Here is a 23381-nt window from a genome sequence, read left to right on the forward strand (position 1 = left end):
CGCAGGATCACCCGCAAAATCGCATGGTAAAATCTCAGCATGTCCTATCAAGTCCTCGCCCGTAAATACCGCCCCAAGAATTTCGAGACGCTCGTCGGCCAGGAGCACGTCGTGCGCGCGCTCACGCATGCCTTGCACAGCGGCCGATTGCATCACGCCTACCTGTTCACAGGCACGCGCGGCGTCGGCAAGACGACCCTGTCGCGCATCCTGGCCAAGTCGCTCAATTGCATCGGCCCCGATGGCACGGGCGGCATCACGGCCCAGCCTTGCGGCGTGTGCGAAGCGTGCACGGCGATCGATGCGGGACGCTTTGTCGACTATATAGAGATGGATGCGGCATCGAACCGTGGCGTCGATGAAATGGCGCAGCTGCTCGAGCAAGCCGTGTATGCGCCAAGCAATGCGCGCTTCAAGGTCTATATGATCGATGAGGTGCACATGCTGACGAACCACGCGTTCAATTCCATGCTGAAAACCCTGGAAGAGCCGCCCGAGCACGTGAAGTTCATCCTGGCCACGACGGACCCGCAAAAGATTCCCGTGACCGTGCTGTCGCGCTGCCTGCAGTTCAACCTCAAGCAGATGCCGCCCGGCCACATCATCAGCCACCTGGACAATATCCTGGGGCAGGAGGGCATCGCCTTCGAACAGCCAGCCTTGCGCCTGCTGGCCCAGGGCGCCCACGGTTCCATGCGCGATGCGCTGTCCTTGACGGACCAGGCCATCGCGTATGCGGCCGGCGAAGTCACGCTGGATGCCGTGCAAGGCATGCTGGGCGCGCTCGACCAGTCGTATCTGGTGCGCCTGCTCGACGCGCTGGCGCAGCAGGATGGCGCCGATCTCCTGGCCGTGGCCGACGAGATGGCTTCGCGCAGCCTGTCCTACAACGGCGCTTTGCAGGACCTGGGCACCTTGTTGCACCGCATTGCGCTGGCGCAAACCGTGCCCGCCGCCTTGCCGCAGGATTTGCCCGAATACGCGGACATCGTGCGCCTGGCTTCCGCGTTTGACGCGGAAGAAGTGCAGCTGTTTTACCAGATCGCCGTGCATGGCCGCAATGAGCTGGGCCTGGCGCCCGATGAATACGCGGGCTTTACCATGACCTTGCTGCGCATGCTGGCCTTTCGGCCCGGCATAGGCGGCGCCGATGGCGTGCCGGCTGCACCGGCCGCTGCCACGGGCAACCGTCCGGCCGCCGTGGCCGCCGCGCGCGCCGCCGCTGGGGCTTCGGCTCCCGCCGCCCGCGCCGCCACGAACAGCGTGGCCAGCCACGCCGCCGTGACACCGCCCGCCGTGGTCGCCGCCGCAGCCGCCAGCATGGCGCGCAGCGAAGCGCCGCCGCCACGCGCGGCTGCGCCGGCGCCAGCCGCTGCACCGGCGCCGGCACCAATGGCGCCGCCGCCCGCTACGCCGCCAGCGGCTGCTCCTGCTGCGGCTGCCCCGGCAGCATCGGGCGCCCCGATCAGTTCCGCGCGCGCCGCCATCAATGCGGCGCTGGAAGCGGCCCGCGCCGCCTCGAAGGGCCGTCCGGGCAGCGCGCCGTCGGCGCCATCGTCGGCGCCCAAGCCAGCCGCACCGGTACCAGCAGTGGCGCCTGTCGCCGCTGCCCCGGCCGCGCCAGTCCAGGCAGCTCCGCCGCCACCGCCCGCCGCCGCGAAAGCGCCGGCGCCGTGGGACGACGCGCCACCCGTGGCCGTGATGGAAGCACCGGTATCCGTACCGGCGGCGGCACCGGTACGCCAGGCGCCGCCACAGCAGCAGGCGCCCGCCGACGACGACTTGCCGCCGTGGGTCACCGAATTTTCCGACGACAGCGCCTCCGCGGCCGTGTCGGCGCCCGCCGCGCAGAGCAGCGAGCAGCCGGCCGTCATCATGCCGCAGCGTGCCGCCAAGCAAGCCGCCCCCAGCGGACCGTATGTGATCACGCCCGTGCCTGGCCTGGACTGGGATGGCAACTGGCCGGCCGTCGCCGCCGTGCTGCCCCTGCGCGGCATAGCCCAGCAATTGGCCGTGCAGGCCGAGTTGATCGAGTGCCTGCACGACGGTCACAGCACCACGTTCCGCCTGCGCGTGCCGATCGACACGTGGCGCAGTCCGGCCAACGTGGAAAAACTGGCTGCCGTGCTGAGCGAGCGCTTCGGCCGCAAGGTCAATGTCGATACGGAACTGGGCGCTGTCTGGTATACGGCCAGCGCGGAAGCGCAGGCCCACCGCGAGGCGTGCCAGCTGCAAGCGGAAGAAACCATCGCCAGCGATCCCTTCGTGCTCGACATGAAGCGTGCATTCGACGCTTTTGTTGTGCCGGGAACGATTACCCCTGCACCGGCCGGCTCCGCCGCGCCGACCCTGCATTGATGATTAACACACTCACAAACTGAATTGAACGGAGCATTCTCATGATGAAAAATCAACTGGCTGGCCTGATGAAGCAGGCGCAAGCAATGCAAGACAACATGAAAAAGGCCCAGGAACAACTGGCGCTGGTGGAAGTGGAAGGCCAGTCCGGCGCCGGCCTCGTCAAAATCGTCATGACGTGCAAGAACGACGTCAAGCGCGTCTCCATCGACCCGTCGCTGCTGGCCGACGACAAGGACATGCTGGAAGACCTGGTAGCTGCCGCCTTCAACGACGCCGTGCGCAAGGCGGAAGCGACGTCCGCTGAAAAAATGGCGGGCTTGACTGGCGGCATGAATTTGCCAGCCGGCTTCAAAATGCCATTCTGATGCTAGACCGCATGCGCTCGATCTATGGCACGGGGCAAGGTTGATCCATGTCCAAGTCGCTTGAATTCCTGACCGAGGCGTTGCGGCGCCTGCCCGGCGTCGGCCCCAAGTCGGCGCAGCGGATGGCGTTTCATTTGTTGCAGCACGATAGGGAAGGCGCGGCCATGCTGTCGCGCGCCCTGTTCCAGGCCGTCGATGCCGTGCATCACTGCGGCCTGTGCAATACGTTTACCGAACACGAAGTGTGCGAGACCTGTCTCGACGAAGAGCGCGACAAGCGCTTGCTGTGCGTGGTGGAAACGCCCGCCGACCAGCTGATGATCGAGCAGACGCTCACCTACAAGGGCTTGTATTTCGTCCTCATGGGGCGACTCTCTCCGCTGGACGGCATCGGCCCGAAAGATATCCACCTCGAAAAATTGCTGAACCGTGCCAATGATGGCGTGGTCGGCGAAGTGGTGCTGGCCACCAATTTCACGAATGAAGGCGAAGCCACCGCCCACTACATCAGCGAAATGCTGAAGGCGCGGGGCTTGCGCGTGAGCCGCCTGGCCCGCGGCGTGCCCGTGGGCGGCGAACTGGAATACGTCGACGCGGGCACGATTGCCCGCGCGATGCTCGACCGCAGGGCAACCTGAACACAACATGACAACATCCTCCGCGACCACTGGTCCATTGCAAGGCATTAAAGTGCTGGAACTGGGCACCCTGATCGCGGGGCCGTTCTGTGCCCGCATGCTGGCCGAATTCGGCGCCGACGTGATCAAGATCGAGTCGCCCGATGGCGGCGACCCTATCCGTACCTGGCGCGTGCTGAAGGATGGCACCTCGCTGTGGTGGACGGTGCAGGCACGCAACAAGAAAAGCATCACCTTGAACCTGAAGTCGCCCGAGGGCCGCGCCATCGCGCGCCAGCTGGCCCTGGAAGCGGACATCATCATCGAGAATTACCGCCCCGGCGTGCTGGAAAAGTGGGATCTCGGCTACGAGCAGCTCAAGAAAGAGAAACCGTCGCTCATCATGGTGCGCCTGTCCGGCTTTGGCCAGACGGGGCCGATGAAGGACTTGCCCGGTTTCGGCGCTATAGGCGAATCCATGGGCGGCTTGCGCTACGTGTCCGGCTTTGCCGACCGCCCGCCCGTGCGCGTGGGCGTGTCGATCGGCGACTCCGTGGCGGCCCTGCACGGCGTGATCGGCGCCATGATGGCCCTGCGCCACCGCGACGTGACGGGTGGCCGGGATGGCGGCGAAGGGCAGATGGTCGACGTGGCCCTGTACGAATCCGTGTTCAACCTGATGGAGTCCTTGGTGCCCGAATACGACCAGGCGGGCGTGGTGCGCGAGCGCACGGGCGGCTCGCTCCCCGGCATCGTACCCTCGAATACCTACACGACGGGCGACGGCGAAAACATCGTCATCGCGGGCAATGGCGACGCCATCTTCAAGCGCTTGATGCTGGCCATGGGCCGCATCGACATGGCGGGCGACCCGCAACTGGCGCGCAACGACGGCCGGGTGGCGCGCACGCAGGAAATCGACGACGCCATCGGTGCTTGGTGCGCCACGCACACGATAGACAGCGCGCTGGCCGTGTTGAAGGCAGCCGACGTACCGGCCGGCAAAATCTACTCGGTGCGCGACATGCTGAGCGACCCGCAATTTCTCGCCCGCGACATGTTCGAACAACACCATTTCGCCGACGGCACGCCCGTGAAATTGCCGGCGATCAGCCCGAAACTGTCCGCCACGCCGGGCAAGACGCAGTGGCTGGGGCCGACCCTGGGCCAGCACAACGACGAGGTGCTGGCGTCGCTCGGCTATGACGCGGCCGCCATTGCGCGGCTGAAGGCGGATGGGGTGGTGTAATTCGCTATTAACCCACAGAATTAAAGCTGGGGTCAGACCCGGCGGGTCTGACCCCTGAATTTGCTTCCCGACTTACTTGATACCGATCATGCCTCCATTGTTCCGCACCGCGCTTGCCCTGGCGTCCGCCGCCATCCTCCTTTCCGCATGCGCCAGCTTCCCCCACGACGCGCCCATCGCGGGCTTGCGCCTGATCGGCGAGCAGCGCATCGCCTTGAAATACCCGTTCGAGGGCACCACGGTGGGCGGCTTGTCCGGCATCGATTACGATGCGGCCAATAACAGCTGGGTGATGGAAAGCGATGACCGCTCGGCAATCAATCCGGCTCGCTTTTACCGCGCCACCTTGGCCTACGACAGCAAGGCGTTTACGGACGTGACCCTGGCCAGCGTGCATTTCTTCACGCAGCCCGACGGCAGCCGCTATCCGAACCTGGCGCATGCAAAGCTCGAGCAGGGCGACCAGGTGCCCGACATCGAAACCATCCGCGTCGATCCCCAGGACGGCAGTCTGTGGTACGGCAGCGAAGGCAACCGCAAGGTGGGCTTGGACCCGTTCGTGCGCCATGCCGATAGTGGCGGCCACTACCTGGCCACCTTGCCCACGCCCGCCATGTTCAAGGTTGCGAAGGATGAAATCGGCTCGCGCAACAACATGAGCTTTGAAGCGCTGTCGTTTTCTTCGGATGGCAAGAGCCTGTGGCTGGGCATGGAAGCGGCTCTGTACCAGGATGCTCCGCTGGCCACGCCGGACCACGGCTCCGTCGTGCGCATCATGCGCCTGGACCGCGCCGGCACCGTGCTGGGCCAGTACGCGTATCCGATTGAGCCCGTGGCATCGCGGCCCGCGCCGGGGAAGGAAGCGGACAATGGCGTGTCGGAAATCCTCGCCGTCAACGATCACCAGCTGCTGGTGGTGGAGCGGGCTGGCGTGGAGCACGCCGACGGCCTGTACACGAATCACGTGCGCATCTACGAGATGGAAACGCAGGGCGCCACCGATATCCAGGCCATTCCGGCGCTGGCGGGCGCCCGCTATGTGCCGGCGCGCAAGCGATTGCTGCTGGACCTGGAAAAGACCGGCCTTGAAAGAGTCGACAATATCGAAGGCATCAGCTGGGGGCCGCGTCTGGAAAACGGCCGCCGCAGCCTGGTGATGATTTCCGACGATAATTTCAACGCCCAGCAAGTCACGCAAATCCTTGCCTTCGAAGTGCTCTAGTTTCCACGCTGGCCAGCTGGCCCCTTTGCCTGGCCAGCATGGCCGTGATCGTGTCGTGCGGCGACGGGTGGCCCAGGAAGTATCCCTGCGCCATGTCGCAGCCGTATTCTTCCAGCATCAGCAGTTGCTCGTCTGTTTCCACGCCCTCGGCCACCACCACCATCTTCAAGCCATGCGCCATGGCGATGATGGCGCGCGTGATGGCCGCATTTTCCGTATCTTGCGGCAAGCCGGCAATAAAACTCTTGTCGATCTTCAAGGCCCGCACGTCGAAGCGTTTCAGGTAATTCATTGAAGAATATCCCGTGCCGAAGTCGTCGATCGACAGGTACACGCCGATGCCGCGCAATTGCTCCAGGGTCACCATGGTGGCGCGCGCATCGTCCATCAACGTTCCTTCCGTCAATTCCAGTTCCAGCAGGCGCGCGTCGAGGCCCGTGTCGGCCAGGGCCGAGAGCACGATCTGCATCAGGTTTTCATCCTTGAATTGCTTGGCCGACAGGTTGACGGCCATGCGGATGGCCCGTCCGCCATCGCTTTGCCAGGCCTTGGCCTGGTTGCACGCCGTGCGCAGCACCCATTCGCCGATCGGCACAATCAATCCCGTCTCTTCGGCCAGCGGGATGAATTCCGTGGGCGAGATGATGCCCCGCTCGGGATGGCGCCAGCGGACCAGCGCTTCCACGCCGACGATCTGCGTGCTGGGCACGTCGATCTGCGGCTGGTACAGCAGATACAGCTCGTTGTTCTGCAAGGCTTTGCGCAGGCCCACTTCCATCTTGACGTGGCTCATGATTTCCATCGTCAGCGATGAGCTGTACAGCTTGGCGTTGTTCTTGCCGCAGTTCTTCGCGTGGTACATGGCCGTGTCCGCATATTTGAGCAGCGAATTGCAGTCCTCGCCATCTTCCGGATACAGCGAGATGCCGATGCTGGCCGTGACGAAAATCTCGTGTCCTTCGATCATGAAGGGCCGGCGCATGGCTTCTTTCACGCGATGCGCCACGTTGAGCGCGTCCTCCACCCGCTCCAGGTCGGGAATCAGGATCGTGAATTCGTCGCCGCCCAGGCGCGCCAGGTTGCTGCCGCCGGAGATGCCGTCGAGTTCATACTCTGCGCGCAGCACCAGGTCGCTGGGGCGGATGGTTTCGCGCAGGCGTTCGGATACCACCTTGAGCAAATGGTCGCCCACGTCGTGTCCCAGGGTATCGTTGATGCGCTTGAAAGCGTCGAGGTCCATGAACAGCACGGCGAATTTCTTGTCGTGTTCCTTCGAGCGCACCAGTTCGCGCTCCAGCGTTTCCAGGAACGCTTGGCGGTTGGGGATGCCCGTCAGGCTGTCGCAATAGGCGAGGCGGCGGATCTGCTCCTCCGTGCGCTTGCGCTCGCTGATGTCGCGTACCAGGCCCAGCACTTCGTCGGCCCCCGTCGCCACCAGGCGCGCCTCGAAATGGCGCGTGCTGTCTTCGTGCGTGAGCGTGTAGTCGACCGAGCCGATATGCTGCGTGGCCAGCACGGCGTGCGCCTGGTCCAGCAGGCGCGCGGCGATTTCGGGCGGCAGCACGTCGCGGATATGGCTGCCCACGCAGTCGCTGAGGGAAAAGCCGGCGCTGGCGTCGTGCCCTTGTTCGTAGTCGAGATAAAAGCCTTCGCGGTTCAGGCGGAAGAAGGTGTCGGGGATGGCGGCCAGCACGGCGCGGTTGTGCGCGTCGGCGATGCGCAGGCGGGCGATGGCGTCGCTGGCGCGCAGCACGTACAGCACGCGGTGGCCGAGGATGGGCCAGTTGATGGGCTTGGAAATGAAATCCGTGGCGCCCACCTCGTAGGCCCGCGTGACGGCTTCCAGTTCGTCGCCGCCCGTGACCATGATGATGGGCACCGTGCCGCCCACTTCCTGGTGGCGGATTTCGCGGCATACGGCAAAGCCGTCCATGGCCGGCATGTCGACGTCGAGCATGACCAGGTCAGGCCCGCTGTGCTTGTAGCTGGCCAGGGCCTGCACGCCGTCCTCGGCCTCGATCACGTCCAGGCCCACCTGCGTGAGCATTTGCCGCATCAGCAAGCGCATCACGGGATCGTCGTCGGCCACCAGCACCAGGCCGCGGGGAGGGGAGAGGGGCGCTGTCATGTCAGTGTTCCTTCACGAGGATGGCGTTCAGCGATTCGCGTACGGCCAGGAAGGCCTGCTGCATTTCTTGCAGCAGGGGAGCCGCGCCCTCGGTGCTGCCGGCGCGGCCCAGTTTTTCCATCTCCTTGCACAGCTGCGCCAGGCCGTCGGCGCCCACGTTGGCGCTGCCCGACTTGAGGCTGTGCGCCACCTTGCGCAGCGCTTCCGCATCCGCTTTCGCGATGGCTTCGCGCATGGCGCCCAGCTGGCGCGGCGTCTCGCCGGTAAACGCGAGGATGACCCGTTCGAGCAGCGCATCGCCATCCGTGCCGGACAGGGCGCGGATGTTTTCCAGCGCCTGCCGGTTCAGCGGCTGGGCCGATGTCGCGGAGGCAGGCGCAGGCGGCGGCACTTCGGGCGGCGCCTCCTGCGGCGTGTGTGACTGCGGCGCTTCGCTGTGGTGCACGGTGGCCGCGCGCGGCAGGGTGATCCAGCGGGCGATCGTGTGGCCCAGGTCTTGCTGCGTGAACGGTTTGCTCAGGTAATCGTCCATGCCGGCCGCTAGGCATGCTTCGCGGTCGCCCTGCAGCGCATTGGCCGTGATGGCGACGATGGGCAGCACGCGCGCGTGGCCGCACTGCTGTTCGTGGCGGCGGATTTCCGCCGTGGCGGCAAAGCCATCCATCACCGGCATCTGGCAATCCATCAGGATCAAATCGAAATCCTCGGCCTGCGCCGCCTGCAAGGCTTCTTCGCCGTTGCGCGCGCAGACGACGTCCAGGCCAAGGCTGTCGAGCATGGCCAGCGCCACTTCCACGTTGACGGCATTGTCCTCGGCCAGCAGTACGCGGCGGCGCTGGCGCCGGCCCACCTGGCGCGCCGTGTGCGGCGGATGGATGCGCAGGCTGTCGCTGGCGCGTGGCGGCGTGACGATGCAGTCGAACAGGTCGCATTCGCGGGCCGGCTTGATCAGCTGGAAGGCCACGCCCGCCTCGCGCCGCTGCACGGGATCGGCCGCCGCCTGTTCCGTGCTCAGCAGCAGTAATTTGAGGTCGGCCAGCAGCGGATCGCTCTTGATGTTGGCGGCCAGGGCCAGGCCGCTGGTGCGCGGCAATTCCATGTCCAGCAGGGCCACGGCATACGGCGTGCCCGCCTGGGCCGCCGCGCGCAGCTTGCCCAGGCAGTCGCTGGCCGTGCCGGCGCTGTCGCTGACGATGTGCCAGCTGGCCAGTTGCCGCTCCAGCACGGCGCGCGTGGCGGGTGTGTGGTCGACGATCAAGGCGCGTAACCCTCGCGTGGTTTTCAGGTTGAAGGACGGGTCGTCGCTGTCGACCCGCCGCTTATCGAAATTTACTTCGAACCAGAAGATCGAGCCTTGCGTTAAAGCATTATCAACGCCGATAGTGCCGCCCATCAGCTCCACCAGCTGTTTCGAGATCGTCAGCCCCAGGCCCGTGCCGCCGTGCTTGCGCGTGGTCGAACCGTCCGCCTGCGAGAACGATTCGAAGATGCGCGTCTGCGCCTCGTTCGACACACCGATGCCCGTGTCGTGCACCTCGAAACGCAAGCCCACGCTGGGCGCGTCTTCGCTGCACACGGTCACTTTCACCGTGACCTTGCCCGTTTCCGTGAACTTGATGGCATTGCCCAGCAGATTGACGATGATCTGGCGCAAACGGTTCGGGTCGCCGCAGATGGCGATGGGGATGTCGTAGGCGATATCGAATTCCAGGCTGATGTTTTTCGCTTCCGCCTGCGGCGCGAACACGTGTTCTATGTCGTCGAGCAATTCGCGGAAATTGAAGCGGATGTATTCCACGCTCAGCTTGCCCGCCTCGATCTTGGAAAAGTCGAGGATGTCGTTGATGATCACCAGCAAATTCTGTCCCGAGCGCTGCACCATGCTCGTGTAGTGGCGCTGCTGCGGGCTCAAAGGGCTGGCCAGCAGCAGTTCCGTCATGCCCAGCACGCCATTCATCGGCGTGCGGATTTCATGGCTCATGGTGGCGAGGAAGGCGCTTTTCGCGTGACTGGCCGCCTCGGCCGCATCCTTGGCCTTTTCCAGTTGCGCCGTGCGCACGCCCACCTGGCGCTCGAGCTGGTCGCGGTAATTGGCCAGGGTGCTGTCGCGGCTGTCGATCTGCGCCAGCATGTCGTTGAAACTGTCGATCAGCACGCCCAGCTCGTCGCTGCGCTGGTGCGCGATGCGGTGGCTGTAGGTCTGGCTGCTCGATACCTTCTGCGCGGTATCGATCAGCTTGGTGATCGGTTCGGCGATCACGCTCTTGAAGCGCCGCGCGAGGAACACGGCGATCAGGAAGGACAGCACGGTGGCGCCGCCGATGGCGCCCACGTGGCGGCCGATGTCGCGCCACATGTGGTTCAGGTCGGCCTCGATCAGCACGGCGCCGATGATCTGTTGCGGCTCGCCTGGCCGGTAGACGGGGCGGTACAAACGCATGGCGGGCGCCAGGGTCGTGCCCGAGCCTTGCGTGACGGGCTGCACGGCCATGTCGGCCAGCAAGGCCGGGTCCATGTCTTCCGGCGCCGGCAGGCCGTCCGCATGCTGCGGCGCGCGGTACAGGGCGAACAAACGCCCGCCCTTGTCGAACAGGGCCGCCTGGGCTACCTCGTCGCGCGCGGACAAGGCCGCCAGCACCTGTTCCGCCTGCCCCTGCGCCGATTTTCCCGCCAGCAAAGGCACCGCGCCGGCCGCACCGATCACGCCCGCCAGCGACAGCAATTGCTTGCCTTCATCGTTCTTGTGGCTGAGCACGGACGTCAGAGCAAACGCCACGAACACCAGCAGCAGCGCGCAGCCCGATGACAGTACCGAAATCATGGTCAGCTTCTGGCTGATGCTGGAGCGTTGGAAATTGAACATGCGTCGCTGCTTCCCCGGTCGCCCGTTGACTGTTATTTAATTCCTATTGGAAAAATATAGACGCGAAGACACACCCAGATGTTGATGTGGGTCTAAGGGAAGAGAGGGGAGGGGAACTCCGGGGTCGGACCCTGTCGGGTCTGACCCCAGTTGTTGCTTTTGGGGTTCATAAAATCAAACCCGGTGAAAAGCTGGGGTCAGACCCGAAGGGTCTGACCCCGCTACTAACAACAACCTCCGCGTTTGCCGGCGCCGCCGTAGCGGGCTTCCTGCCGTTCGCGGAAGAACTCTTCATACGTCATCATCGGCTCGCCGGGATGGGTGACTTCCCGGTGGGCCACGTAGGTGTCGTACTCGGGCAAGCCGCACATCAGCCGCATGCTTTGCCCCAGATACCGACCCGCCTTGATGATTTCGTCTATCATCATTGCACCGTGGGCATGGCCTGGAACGGCGTTTCCTTGGTGCTCGGACGGCTGTCGGCGCGCGCCTTCATGATGGTGCGGATGCCGAAGAACAGCACGCTGATCACGACGATGACGAAGAAGGCGGCCAGACCGGCGTCCAGGTAATCGTTGAAGATGATCTGTTGCATCTGCGCCACCGACTTGGCCGGCGCCAGCAAGGTGCCTTCATCCAGGGCCGCCGAGTATTTCTTGGCGTGCGCGAGGAAGCCGACGCGCGGGTTGGCGTCGAAAATCTTTTGCCAGCCCGCCGTCAGGGTGCACAGCAGCAGCCAGATCGTCGGCGTGATGGTCACCCACGCATACTGGCCACGCTTCATCTTGAACAGCACGCAGGTGCCGAGGATCAGCGCGATGGCCGCCAGCATCTGGTTGGCGATGCCGAACAGCGGCCACAGGGTGTTGATGCCGCCCAGCGGATCGACCACGCCCTGGTACAGGAAGTAGCCCCAGGCCGCCACGCACAGGCCCGTGGCCAGCAGGTTGGCGATGACGTTTTCAGTCTGTTTCAAAGCTGGCACGAAGCTGCCCAGCAAGTCTTGCAGCATGAAGCGGCCGGCACGCGTGCCCGCATCGACGGCCGTCAGGATGAACAGCGCTTCGAACAGGATGGCGAAGTGGTACCAGAAGGCCATCATGGCCTTGCCGCCGATGGCGCCGGACAGAATCTGCGCCATGCCGACGGCCAGGGTCGGTGCGCCGCCGGCGCGCGAGATGATGCTGTGTTCGCCAACGTCCTTGGCCGTCTGCGTCAGCATGTCCGGCGTGACATAGAAGCCCCACTGCGAGATCGCCTGTGCGGCGGACTCGGCTGTCGTGCCGATCAGGGCGGCCGGGCTGTTCATGGCGAAATAGATGCCCGGCTCGATGGTCGAGGCTGCCACCAGGGCCATGATGGCCACAAACGATTCCATCAGCATGGCGCCATAGCCGATGAAGCGGGCGTGGCTTTCGTTTTCAATCATCTTCGGCGTGGTGCCCGAGGAAATCAAGGCGTGGAAGCCGGAGACGGCGCCGCAGGCGATCGTGATGAACAGGAAGGGGAACAGATTGCCCGACCAGACGGGGCCGGAGCCGTCGATGAACTTGGTCATGGCCGGCATTTTCAGGTACGGCGCGACGACGATGATGCCGATGGCCAGGCCCAGGATGGTGCCGATTTTGAGAAAAGTAGACAGGTAGTCGCGCGGCGCCAGAAGCAGCCACACGGGCAGCACGGAAGCGATGAAGCCGTAGCCGATCAGCATCCACGTCAGTTCCGTGCCCGTGAACGTGAACATCGGGCCCAGCACGGCGTGTTCCTGCACGTACTGGCCGCCGATGATGGCCAGCATCAGCAAGACAAAACCGATGATGGAAATTTCTCCGATGCGGCCCACGCGGATGAAGCGCGAATACACGCCCATGAACAGCGCGATGGGGATCGTTGCCATCACGGTGAAGCTGCCCCATGGGGAACCGGTCAGCGCCTTGACGACGATCAATGCCAGTACGGCCAGGATGATGACCATGATCATGAAGCAGCCCAGGAGTGCAATCATGCCGGGAATTTCGCCCAGTTCAGCCTTGATCAGGTCGCCCAGCGAGCGGCCATCGCGGCGCATGGAAATGAACAGCACGATGAAATCCTGCACGGCGCCCGCAAACACCACGCCCGCCAGGATCCACAGCATGCCGGGCAGATAGCCCATCTGCGCGGCCAGCACGGGGCCGACCAGGGGGCCGGCGCCGGCGATCGCCGCGAAATGGTGGCCGAACAACACATATTTATTCGTCGGCACGTGATCGAGGCCATCGTTGTGCTTGAAGGCCGGCGTCATGCGGCGCGCGTCCAGGCCCAGCACCTTGTCGGCGATGAACAGGCTGTAGAAACGGTAGGCGATCAGATACACGCAGACGGCGGCGATGACGATCCAGATCGCGCTGATCGGTTCGCCACGTTGCAGGGCGACGACGCCCAGGGACCCGGCGCCTGCCAGCGCAAGCGCTGCCCAGCCCAGTTGTTTGAAAATGCGGTTCATGCTTCCTCCAGAGATTGACGGGCGCTGTGCCGTGCGATGATGTGTGCTGCCGAGCCTGGTCGTCGCCAGTTTGGGTGTGAATTGGGTGTTTGCAGCTTATGGCGAGTATTCAGGAATCGTATAATTGCCGCAAGCGCACGACTACGCAGTAACGCTCAGTATTACTACGCAGACCGATCGCCGTGCCGCGACGTAAAATCACGCATTCCCACCAGCATCGACGCCGCCGGAGCGCCAGGCCATGAAACTCAGACAGAAAGTCATCTTCCTGGCCATCACGCCGCTGATCCTCGCCCTGTGCGCCATCGCATTTGCCGTGCGGCACCAGGCCATCACCCTGGCCGAGCAGCAGCGCGCCACCATCCAGCAGGCGTATTTGGCCAGCAAGGAAGCTGAACTCAAGCATTACGTGACCCTGGCCAGCCATTCCATCGCTTCCCTGTACCAGTCGGGGCGCAAGGATGAGGCCACGCAAGAGGAGGCCAAGCGCATCCTGTCCGCCCTCAGCTATGGAGACGACGGCTATTTCTTCATCTATGATTTGCAGGGCAAGTCGCTGATGCATCCGCGCCAGCCCGAACTGGTGGGGCAGAATCTGTGGCAATTGCGCGACGCCGAGGGCAATCTGACCATCCAGCGCCTGATGCAGCGGGCGAAGAGCGGCGGCGGCTTCGAGCGCTACAACTGGATCAAGCCGTCGACGAACAAGTCCGCCCCCAAGCTCGGCTATGTGATCCTGATGCCGGAATGGGGCTGGATGATGGGCACCGGCATTTATATGGATGACGTGGACCAGGCGCTGGCCAAGGTTGACGCCCAGCAGTCGCGCAATATCCGCTCGACCATGGAACTGATCGCCGCCATCGCCATCCTCGGCTCCCTGCTGGTGGCCGCCTGCGGCCTCGTGCTGAACCTGCGCGAATTGCGGGTGGCCGACGCCAAGCTGAAAGTGCTGGCGCAGCGCGTGGTGGAATCGCAGGAAGAAGAGCGGGCGCGGCTGTCGCGCGACTTGCATGACGGCATCAGCCAGTGGCTGGTGTCCATCAAGCTGCAGATCGAGGCGGGCATCGCGCGCCTGGCCGGCAATACCGAGCAAAAAGAAAAGGCGCCCGCCACCTTCGAGCGGGCCGCCGAGCAACTCAACAAGGTGCTGGGCGAGGTGCGGCGCATTTCGCATAACCTGCGCCCGGCCATCCTCGACGACCTGGGCCTGGCCGCCGCGCTCGACCACCTCGTGCATGAATTTAACGACAGCAGCAGCGCGCAAGCCAGTTTCACGGCCAGCCCTGCGGCGGCGGGCGAGGGCTTGCCCGACATGGTCAATACCGTCTTGTTCCGCATCGCCCAGGAAGCGCTGACCAATTGCGAGCGCCATGCCCACGCCCGCGGCGTGGAAGTGAGCTTGCACGAAGCGGGCAAGGCCGTGGAATTGCGCATCCAGGATAATGGCGGCGGCTTCGATTTCGACGGCATCGCCCTGCATCCGCAGCGCGGCATCGGCCTGCGCAACATGACGGAACGTATGGAAGCCATCGGCGGCAGCCTGCACATCACCTCGTCTGCGGCCGGTACCCTGGTGCTGGCGCGGCTCGCCCTTCCACCCTCACACTGATAGATACACATGACCGAGAAGATCAACATCCTGCTGGTGGACGACCACCCCCTCGTACGCGACGGCTTGCGCGCGCGCCTGGAAGCGGTGGCGCATTTCGACGTGGTGGCCGAGGCGGGCGGCGCCGACGAGGCGTTGAGCCAGGCGCGCGCGCACCAGGTGGACCTCGTGTTGATGGATATTAATATGCGCGGCATCAACGGCATCGAAGCGACGGCGCTGTTCAAGCAGGCGTTTCCGCAGATTGCCGTGCTGATCCTGTCCATGCACGACAAGCTCGAATATGTGTCGCAAGCCATCGCCGCCGGGGCGCGCGGCTATGTGCTCAAAGATGCTCCTGGGAAAGATATTGTGTTCGCCATCGAGACGGTGATGTCCGGCGGCATTTATTACAGCGCGGCCCTGGCGCGGCAACTGTCGCGCCCGCAGGTGCACGATTCCTTCCTCACCACGCGCGAGCAGCAAGTGCTGCAGCACATCGCGGCGGGCCAGTCGAACAAGCAGATCGCCCGCGACCTCGACCTGAGCGTGCGCACGGTGGAGACGCACCGGCTGAACATCAAGCGCAAGCTCGGTATCGAAGGGCAGGCCGAATTGATCAAATATGCGGTCGAGCACGCGCATGGCGGCAGCGCCTGAGAATGCGCGCGCCGTGCCGTGTTTTTGTCAAACCCGCATGGCAGGCGGGTCTCGCGGGGGAATGTTCTTTTTGAATATTTATTGCCAAAATTAAACTGTTTCATGGGTGAGATTCGGATAGAATGATTCTCGCTGTCGAAATGGCATCCCTGTCGGGCCAGGGTTGCCAATGCTGGTCAGTTTATTTACTATGGCGCCCTACCCACACTGAGATACCGATGTCAGCGTCTGAATCAAACCTGTTTCCGTTGGTGGGATTACAAGCAGTTGCCAATGCTCATAACGAGTGGGTCGCTGTCACCTTGCATGTACCGCAGGCCTCGACGGCGCCGCTGCTGGCGGCGCTGGCCGCCGCCGATGCGTATGCCTTCCTGGCGCCGCTCGACTGCATTATTCCCCTGGCCGATCCGCATGGCGTGGACGAGGCCGTGCTGGCGCATCTGGCGCCGCAACGCACCATCTTCCGTTTGCCCGCCCATCTTGCCGGCGACAAGCAGATCCAGAAAAAATGCCAGCAATGGCGCGACGCCGGCTACCGCCTCATCCTCGATGGCGCCGATGCCGGTCCCGTGGCGGCGGCGCAAGTCGACGCGCGCGCGCTGAGCTTTGACGCGTCCGGCGCGCGCCCGGCCCTGCACCAGTTCCTGCCCTTGCCAGGGCCGCACCTGGCCTACAACATCGCCGACGCGGAGCAGCTTGCTGTCTTGCAAGAACTCGGCGTGAGCTGGTTTGCCGGCGACTACGCCCTGCACCATGCGCGCCAGCAAAGCGAGCCGGAAGACGCCACGTCGCGGCGGCGCCTGCTGGCGCTGCTGGGCTTGCTGGCCCGCGATGCCGACGCGCACGAGCTGGAAGTGCCGCTCAAGCAAGATCCATCGCTCAGCTATCATTTATTGAAACTGGTCAATTCAGCCGCCTTCGGCTTCACGGCGCCGATTACCAGCTTCAGCCAGGCCATCACCCTGCTGGGCCGGCGCCAGCTGCAGCGCTGGCTGCAACTGCTGCTGTATGCGCGGCAACAGGACGATGGCAAGATCCACGCGCTGCTGCCGCTGGCGGCCGTGCGCGCGGCGCAGATGGAAGCGCTGTGCCAGCTGCGCGGCGGCGACCGCGACGCGCAGGACCTGGCCTTCATGGCGGGCGTGTTTTCGCTGCTCGACGTCCTGCTGGGCATGCCGATGCAGGAAATCATCGCCACCCTGAATCTGGCGCCGGAAGTGAGTGCCGCCTTGCTCGAACGCAATGGCGAACTGGGCACCTTGCTGGCGCTGGTCGAAAGCGCCGCGCCGCCGCCCGAGGGCTTGCGTCGCGCCGGCATCGATGGAGAAACCTATTGGCGCAGCCTGCTGCAGGCCTACCAATGGGCCATCCAGGTCAGCCGGAACCTCTAGCATGACCCTGTTTCCGGTGTCGGATTTCCTCGGTGACAGCGCCGCCCTGTGCGACGCCGTCGTGCGTTTGCGCGGCCCTGCGCTGGTGGCCGAGCTGGGCCGTATCGCCAGCGCCGTGATGGCCAGCCCGCATGGCAGGTTCCTGCCGGCGGCCAACATGGACGCCGCTGCGCCGGTCGCGCTGTTTCCCGACGATACGCCCGCCTTGCTGCAGGAAATCAGTTTCGACGGCCACTGCTTCGGCCATTACAGCGTGGCGGGGCGCCCGCTGTATAACGACGCCGACCGCCGCCACCTGGCCAGCCTTGCATCGTTGACGGCCGGCGTCTTGCAAGTGCATTCGCTGGCGCAACGCTCGACCCATGCTTACGCGCAAGTCGAAGCCTTGCTGGCGCAGCAGACGCAAATCCTCGATCAATTGCACGAATCCGTGCTGACGATGGACTTGACCGGCTACATCACCAGCTGGAACAAGGGCGCCGAGCGCCTGTTCGGTTACACCTCGGTGGAAGCCGTGGGGCGCAACATCCTGTTCCTGTATGACGACGAAGACACGGGTTTCCACGACGCTTTCCTGGAGCAGGGAGGGCGCCTGATGGAGGTGCGCCGCCGAAAGAAGTCGGGCGAGATCTTCTGGGCCAGCCTGTCCTTGTCGCCGCTGCAAGACCTGGACGACAAGCCCATCGGACTCATCGCCTACCTGACGGACATCACGGAGCGCAAGCTGGCCGAAGAGCGCCTGCACCACCTGGCCTATTACGACCCCCTGACCAGCCTGCCTAACCGTACCTTGCTGGCCAAGCTGGTCGACCAGGCCCTCAGCGTGGCGCAGCGCAGCAAGATGCTCGGCTGCGTGCTGTTCATCGACTTGAACCGTTTTAAACTGATCAACGATACCCTGGGCCGGCGTATCGGCGACGAACTGCTGCGGCAAGTCTCGCTGCGTTTCCGCCACGCCTTGCGCGACCAGGACCTGGTGGCGCGCCTGGGCGGCGACGAGTTCGCCGTCGGCCTGTTCGACATCGGCCAGCATTTCGAGGCCAGCATGGTGGCGCAAAAGCTGCTGGCCTCGCTGGTGGAACCGTTTTTGATCGAAGGCCACGACTTGCGCGTGGGTGCCAGCATCGGCATCAGCGTGTATCCGCAAGACGGGCAGGACGCGGAAACCCTGCTGCGCCTGGCCGATATCGCCATGTACCGGGCCAAACAGGACAGCGGCGGCGAAGCGGAAAGCGTGGCCTTCTACAGCCAGGACATGAACCTGGGCATGCAGGCGCGCATGCGCCTGGAAACAGGCTTGCGCCAGGCCCTGTCTGAGCAGCAACTGCTGCTGCACTACCAGCCAAAGTATGCCTTGGCCAGCGGGCGCATCATCGGCGCCGAAGCCCTGGTGCGCTGGCACCACCCGCAGCACGGCATGATCCCGCCCGCCGAGTTTATTCCTTTGGCCGAATCGACGGGGCTGGTGGTGCAAGTGGGCGAATGGGTGCTGGAAGCGGCCTGCGCCCAGGCGCAAGCGTGGAAACTGGCCGGCCTGCCGCCGATCCGCCTGGCCGTCAACGTGTCCGCACGCGAATTCACGGCAGCCCTGCCCGCCAGGGTGGCCGCGACCCTGGCCCGCTACGGCCTGGAGGCGGCCTGGCTGGAGCTGGAAATCACGGAAAGCACCCTGATGCACAACATCGAGAGGGTCATCGGCATCATGGACCGCATCACGGCGCTGGGCGTGGCCCTGTCGCTGGACGATTTCGGCACTGGTTACTCAAGTTTGTCCTACCTCAAGCGTTTCCCCATCGACACATTAAAGATCGACCGCTCGTTCACCACCGGCATTCCGACAGATGCCAGCGACTGCGCCATCGCCAGCACCATCATCAGCATCGCCCAGCAGCTGCACCATAAAGTCATCGCGGAAGGCGTGGAAACGGCGGAGCAGCTGGCCTTCCTGAAGAGTTCTGGCTGCGACGAAGTGCAGGGCTACCTGTTCTCGCGGCCGTTGCCGGCGGGGGAGTTCGAAAGGGCGCTGCGGAAAAACTGGGGCGTGTAAGGCAGGCGTGTCCGCTGTTTCCTGTCGCGGAAAACGCCGTGACGGTACTAGCCATTGGTAAGCCACGGACCTTTATGTATAATGCTGCCATCTGGAAGCGTGGCCGAGTGGTTGAAGGCACTAGTCTTGAAAACTAGCGACGGGTTAAACTGTTCGTGAGTTCGAATCTCACCGCTTCCGCCAAGAAATAAAAAGAAGAGCCGCCCCTTTGGGCGGCTTTTTTTTTCTTGGCGGAAGCGAGCAGGGCGGCGCCCTGCGTGTGAGATTCGAAGGGCTGGGCCTACCGGCCCAGCCCTTCCTGAATCCTCCAACCGCTGCCGCTGCGCGGCAGCCCCGCGCGCCGTGGGCGCGCGTTCGTGGTTCCAATCAACTTTTCAACTGACCCAGCTGTCACAGCCGGCAACGCCTCAGTCCGTGTCTGAACGCCGCACCTGACCCTCGCGTCGTGGGCCTGGACAAGAGACAGCGCAATGAGCGACCATATCGACAACAACGGCAAGACCATTTTCGCGGAAGTGGCGCGCGGCTTGGCCGCCGTGCGCGGCACATGGCTGCTGCCACTACTGCGACGAGGCGCAGGCACCTGCGTTGCTGTTCTGTAGCGTGGAGTGCCGAGACGAGTATGACAAGGAACTGGCTTGCAAAGGCGCGCGCCGGCCACACAGGATTAATCACATGCCAGTGAATGATCTGGGAAATGACTCAACTTGAATTTTTTCAATTCTTGTGTGACGGACTCTACAAGACGTTGAGGCTCTAATAACGTCTTGATTTCACGCTCCCAGCCTATAGCTCCCCCTACGTGATGGGTTACACCTTCCGGCCATCCCTGCAAGATGAGTTTGTAATACTCAATACGTTCGGCGACCCTTGCCTCCTTTTTGCACCAAGCCAGCAACAAGACATTGTCGGTCATGGCTTGTATCGGGAAGTTATGCGTACTTGCTACAGCATTTTGATACAGCGTGTCCAGCGTGGAGCAGGAAAGTGTGTCGAGAAATGCAGTAGGGCACTGCAATCGAAACCGTTCAACTAGCTCATCAAACTTGCTTGAGTGGCGCAAGGGACTTATTGACTCATCTACGCCTTTACCATTCAATAAAGGACTCGGTGTGGCCAGCGAAACCACAGGAAACGGCGTCATCAGTGAGTGCGTGTGGAACACGGGAACATAATGTTCCTCGCCATACACAGGTTGTAGATAAATGCCAGTCAGCAGAGGGCCGTTACGCTTCAATAAGTGAAGTGGCTTATATATTTCATACGCACCAATCGCTTCTTTCCAGTCTTGAGTAATCGCCTTTTTTTCAGTCGCCGTCATCTTTTTCATAAGGTGTCTCAGGGTATATCGCTTTCAGCGAGGAGGTGTTATCGAGAGGTTATCATTGTTGGCCTCCGATTGTACGCTGGCCCGCCACTCCGCTACCCGTTCCTTCCGCACCTTCTGCCACTCCACGTTTGACACCGTTGCCTCCCGTATTGGTCGAGGAATAGTTTGGAGATAACGATCAGGAATTCTTAAACGGGATGGCTGGGCGCTTACGCACAGGATGACCGCCACACCGCTATAGTCGGCAGGGCAGAGTCCCGGACGTTCCCTGCACGCTGGAGATCCCTAGACACCGTGCAAGCCGCCCACGAGGCGGCTTTTTCACGCCCCAGCGAATGATGTTGCATCGGATGTAAGAAAAAAGCCCATTTCGGCCCGGCGCGCGCAGTTGCCCCCCCCTTCCACACCTGCCCGCTATACAGGGGTCTTTTGACTCAAATGTGCGCCATGGCCGAAGGCGCATGAGGACTGGCGCGGCGGGGCGAAGAGGGGGCATGCGATTTGACGCATTTTGACGCACTGTGAGCGGTTTTTCGTACAGGTGATGTGATGGCGTGAAACGGATGATGTTTGTGTGCTGAAGAGGCTGTATCGCAGCCGCATAGAGGTTGTAGTGAAGGGCTTTGATGATGGTGATAGTACACACTTTCAATTGAAAGATACCGGGCGGTATGTTATCTTTGCACCCATCTTCAATTGTGAAAATTTTTCTTCAAATGAATCCAAATTTATTATCGTGGGTGGCTTTGGGCGGCGCCATTGCATGCGAGGTGGCCGGCACCGCGTTTCTCAACAAGTCCGAGCAATTCAGTAAATTGGCGCCGACCTTGATCTCCCTCGGGCTGTATGGCGTCTCATTCTATTTACTGGCCCAGGCACTTAGGACTTTGCCGATTGGCGTGGCATATGCGATATGGGGCGGCCTGGGCATCGTTCTTACCGCGATTGTCAGCATCGTGGTGTTTAAGCAGCGGCTCGACTGGATTGCCATGGTCGGCATCGGCTTCATCGTGGCCGGGGTGATTATCGTCAACGGCTTCTCTAAAGCAAGCGGGCATTGACATGGCATCTGCTTACGAACGTCGAAAGGATCCCGAAGCGGTGCGTCGTGCCTTGCTCAATTGTGCAGCGTTGATCGCTGGTAGCGAGGGTCTCGCTGCCGTGACAGTTGCAGGTGTGTCGGCAGCTGCAGGCGTGACCAAGGGCGCGCTCTTCCACCATTTCGCTAATAAACAGGCGATGGTCGATGCGATGGTCAATGAGCTGATGCAGGAGTTGGACGCGGCGCTTGACGACTTGATCGCCGCCGATCAGGAGCCGCGCGGCAGCTTTACCCGCGCCTATGTTCACGCCGCACTCTCTATGGATGACGACACCACGCGCATTTGGTCTGCTCTTTTTAGTTCGCTGACTGCGGAGACGTTGATGGCAGCCCAATGGCACGCCTGGCTGGCGCAACGATTGCGCCGCCATGCTGACACCGACGCTGGAGAACTTCTAGAGGTCGTCAGACTGGCGGCCGATGGCGCTTGGTTTACTTCGCTGAGCGTTGGCGCTTCGGCAAGGGTTCTGGACCTGCCAGCGATCAGAGCGCGTTTGATAGCCATGACTTTTTTAACCACCGCAACACCATCAGGAGAGCATCATGTCTGACAGTCCAATTCTCGTCATCGGCGCCACCGGTAAGACCGGCAGCCGCGTCGCCGCCAATCTCAGGCAACGAGGGTTCGCCGTCCGCGCCGTTTCGCGCAAATCGGCCGTGCGCTTCGACTGGGACGATGCCTCGACCTGGCAACCGGCGCTGCAGGGCGTACGCGCTGTGTACATCGTGCACCCCGGTTTGGGCTTTGACGGCGCGACTGAGCAAGTGGGAGATTTCGCCCGTGCCGCCGCTGCTGCCGGCGTGAAAAAGACTGTGCTGGCTTCGACTCCGGACGACGGTAGCGAGTTTTCACAGGCCATGCGCGCTGCAGAGCATCATATAGTCAGCGCCGGCTTAAACCTGACCAGTCTGCGTCTGCGCTGGTTTTTCCAGAATTTCAGCGAGGATTTTCTGCTCCAGTCCGTACGCTCGGGCGAGCTGCGTTTGCCAGCAGGGTCCGGAAAGGAAGCGTTTGTCGATGCGGATGACATCGCTGAAGTGGCGGTCGCCGCGTTGACGGATGATCGCCACAACGGCTGCAAGTACGATCTGACTGGCCCTGGCCTGCTGAGCTTTGCAGAGGTGGCGCAGGAAATTACCTCGGGGGCGCAACACCCTCTCTCGTATGTGCCGGTCGATCCTGCTATCTACGTCGCCGAGCAAATCGCGCAACAGGTGCCGGAGGAGTGGGCCTACTCTTTCAGCGTTCTCTATCAGGACATCGCTAACAATAAGCTGGCGCAAGTCTCGGGTGACGTCGAGGCTGTGCTTGGCAAGCCGGCGCGCGATTTTTCCACTTTTGTTTCGGCGATGGGGAAGGCTGGAGTCTGGAAGTGATCCGGCCTGCTTCATAGTGTTAACGCCTAGGTGATTCCGTAGTGGCTCCCCCAGTCGCTACGTTTCATGCGCAGTACCATCCAAGCCAGTGGCACGCATCCATGCGTGTGCCAGCTTGGTGTCATTGCGCTTCAGGTACGCAAAGGCTTTTTTATATCGATGTTTGTGCGTAGGTGGACGCTGCCACTGCGCGGCAGTTCCGCGCGCCGTGGGCGCGCGTTCGGGGTTCCAATCAGCTTTTCAACTGACCTAGCTTTCACAGCCGGCAACGCATCAGTCCGTGTCTGAACGCCAAACCTGACCCTCGCGTCAGTGCGCGTGGTGTGTCCTAGCCAAGGGATTTGCAGGGGAAGTGGGAGAGTCTCCCTTACAATACTAGGTGTTTTGCCCCCATGCTTCCTTACGTTCTTGTCAGCATGATTTTTGCTTGTTAATAGTTAATTTTTTACTTTTTCAACAACTTGATTAAAGAAAATATTTACTCAAAAATGGAAATTTAAGTTATCTTTAAGACAAAAAAGGAGACATTTTTCTCTTTTATTGATGAGGCAAAAATGCACGTTAACAACCTTGATGAACCCATATTTGCTATT

Annotated in this window: 18 protein-coding genes and 1 tRNA gene; 14 read left to right on the plus strand and 5 right to left on the minus strand. The window is 62.6% G+C overall.

Features of this window, described 5'->3' with window-relative positions:
* Positions 1-39 precede the first annotated feature (39 nt).
* From dnaX to LSO07_RS09430, 5 genes are all read left to right on the plus strand, one after another.
* The gene (gene dnaX / locus LSO07_RS09410; protein ID WP_151093520.1) at positions 40-2358 is read left to right on the plus strand and encodes a DNA polymerase III subunit gamma/tau; all 2319 of its coding nucleotides are present in this window, start codon (positions 40-42) and stop codon (positions 2356-2358) included.
* Positions 2359-2399: 41 nt separating this feature from the next.
* Positions 2400-2726, plus strand: coding sequence for a YbaB/EbfC family nucleoid-associated protein (locus LSO07_RS09415; RefSeq protein WP_034759121.1), 327 nt, complete (start codon positions 2400-2402; stop codon positions 2724-2726).
* Positions 2727-2773: 47 nt separating this feature from the next.
* A complete protein-coding gene (gene recR / locus LSO07_RS09420; protein ID WP_034786598.1) occupies positions 2774-3364 on the plus strand; it encodes a recombination mediator RecR in 591 nt (196 codons plus the stop codon).
* A gap of 7 nt (positions 3365-3371) precedes the next feature.
* The gene (locus LSO07_RS09425; protein ID WP_151093522.1) at positions 3372-4592 is read left to right on the plus strand and encodes a CaiB/BaiF CoA transferase family protein; all 1221 of its coding nucleotides are present in this window, start codon (positions 3372-3374) and stop codon (positions 4590-4592) included.
* 88 nt (positions 4593-4680) lie between these two features.
* Positions 4681-5814, plus strand: a complete 1134-nt coding sequence (locus LSO07_RS09430; RefSeq protein ID WP_151093524.1) for an esterase-like activity of phytase family protein — start codon at positions 4681-4683, stop codon at positions 5812-5814.
* Here LSO07_RS09430 and LSO07_RS09435 read toward each other — a convergent pair.
* The 4 genes from LSO07_RS09435 to LSO07_RS09450 form a co-directional block, all read right to left on the minus strand.
* Positions 5783-7942, minus strand: a complete 2160-nt coding sequence (locus tag LSO07_RS09435; RefSeq protein WP_034786602.1) for a putative bifunctional diguanylate cyclase/phosphodiesterase — start codon at positions 7940-7942, stop codon at positions 5783-5785. The genes LSO07_RS09430 and LSO07_RS09435 overlap by 32 nt on opposite strands.
* A gap of 1 nt (position 7943) precedes the next feature.
* Positions 7944-10805, minus strand: coding sequence for a hybrid sensor histidine kinase/response regulator (locus tag LSO07_RS09440; protein WP_151093526.1), 2862 nt, complete (start codon positions 10803-10805; stop codon positions 7944-7946).
* A gap of 224 nt (positions 10806-11029) precedes the next feature.
* Positions 11030-11230 carry a YbdD/YjiX family protein gene (locus tag LSO07_RS09445; protein ID WP_010396213.1) on the minus strand — a complete coding sequence of 67 codons (201 nt, stop codon included), beginning with the start codon at positions 11228-11230 and terminating at the stop codon, positions 11030-11032.
* Positions 11230-13290 carry a carbon starvation CstA family protein gene (locus tag LSO07_RS09450; RefSeq protein ID WP_099392943.1) on the minus strand — a complete coding sequence of 687 codons (2061 nt, stop codon included), beginning with the start codon at positions 13288-13290 and terminating at the stop codon, positions 11230-11232. The genes LSO07_RS09445 and LSO07_RS09450 overlap by 1 nt, the downstream gene beginning before the upstream one ends.
* 241 nt (positions 13291-13531) lie before the next feature.
* Here LSO07_RS09450 and LSO07_RS09455 point away from each other — a divergent pair, with 241 nt between their 5' ends.
* From LSO07_RS09455 to LSO07_RS28345, 6 genes are all read left to right on the plus strand, one after another.
* Positions 13532-14902, plus strand: coding sequence for a cache domain-containing protein (locus LSO07_RS09455; protein WP_070255255.1), 1371 nt, complete (start codon positions 13532-13534; stop codon positions 14900-14902).
* A gap of 9 nt (positions 14903-14911) precedes the next feature.
* A complete protein-coding gene (locus LSO07_RS09460; RefSeq protein ID WP_070255252.1) occupies positions 14912-15541 on the plus strand; it encodes a response regulator transcription factor in 630 nt (209 codons plus the stop codon).
* A 302-nt stretch (positions 15542-15843) separates the two neighbouring features.
* A complete protein-coding gene (locus LSO07_RS09465) occupies positions 15844-16932 on the plus strand; it encodes an EAL and HDOD domain-containing protein (RefSeq protein ID WP_318526568.1) in 1089 nt (362 codons plus the stop codon).
* Between the two features lies 1 nt (position 16933).
* Positions 16934-18979, plus strand: a complete 2046-nt coding sequence (locus LSO07_RS09470) for a putative bifunctional diguanylate cyclase/phosphodiesterase (protein WP_151093530.1) — start codon at positions 16934-16936, stop codon at positions 18977-18979.
* 93 nt (positions 18980-19072) lie between these two features.
* A tRNA-Ser gene (locus LSO07_RS09475) sits at positions 19073-19162 on the plus strand.
* A gap of 287 nt (positions 19163-19449) precedes the next feature.
* Positions 19450-19581 (plus strand): hypothetical protein, encoded by a 132-nt coding sequence (locus tag LSO07_RS28345; RefSeq protein ID WP_263643045.1) that lies wholly within the window; start codon positions 19450-19452, stop codon positions 19579-19581.
* A 65-nt stretch (positions 19582-19646) separates the two neighbouring features.
* On the opposite strand, the gene LSO07_RS09480 is transcribed toward LSO07_RS28345, so the two are convergent.
* Entirely contained in the window at positions 19647-20309 is a 663-nt protein-coding gene (locus LSO07_RS09480) for a hypothetical protein (protein ID WP_151093532.1), read from the minus strand.
* 671 nt (positions 20310-20980) lie between these two features.
* On the opposite strand from LSO07_RS09480, the gene LSO07_RS09485 reads away from it, so the two are divergent.
* From LSO07_RS09485 to LSO07_RS09495, 3 genes are read left to right on the plus strand one after another with little or no spacing between them, the layout of a single operon-like run.
* Positions 20981-21370, plus strand: coding sequence for a DMT family transporter (locus LSO07_RS09485; RefSeq protein ID WP_225317231.1), 390 nt, complete (start codon positions 20981-20983; stop codon positions 21368-21370).
* Position 21371: 1 nt separating this feature from the next.
* A complete protein-coding gene (locus LSO07_RS09490) occupies positions 21372-21962 on the plus strand; it encodes a TetR/AcrR family transcriptional regulator (protein WP_151093534.1) in 591 nt (196 codons plus the stop codon).
* Positions 21955-22788 (plus strand): NmrA family NAD(P)-binding protein, encoded by an 834-nt coding sequence (locus LSO07_RS09495; protein WP_151093536.1) that lies wholly within the window; start codon positions 21955-21957, stop codon positions 22786-22788. The genes LSO07_RS09490 and LSO07_RS09495 overlap by 8 nt, the downstream gene beginning before the upstream one ends.
* The last annotated feature ends 593 nt before the right edge of the window (positions 22789-23381 follow it).

The organism is Janthinobacterium sp. PLB04, assembly GCF_021165895.1.
Classification (GTDB): Bacteria; Pseudomonadota; Gammaproteobacteria; order Burkholderiales; family Burkholderiaceae_D; genus Janthinobacterium; species Janthinobacterium lividum.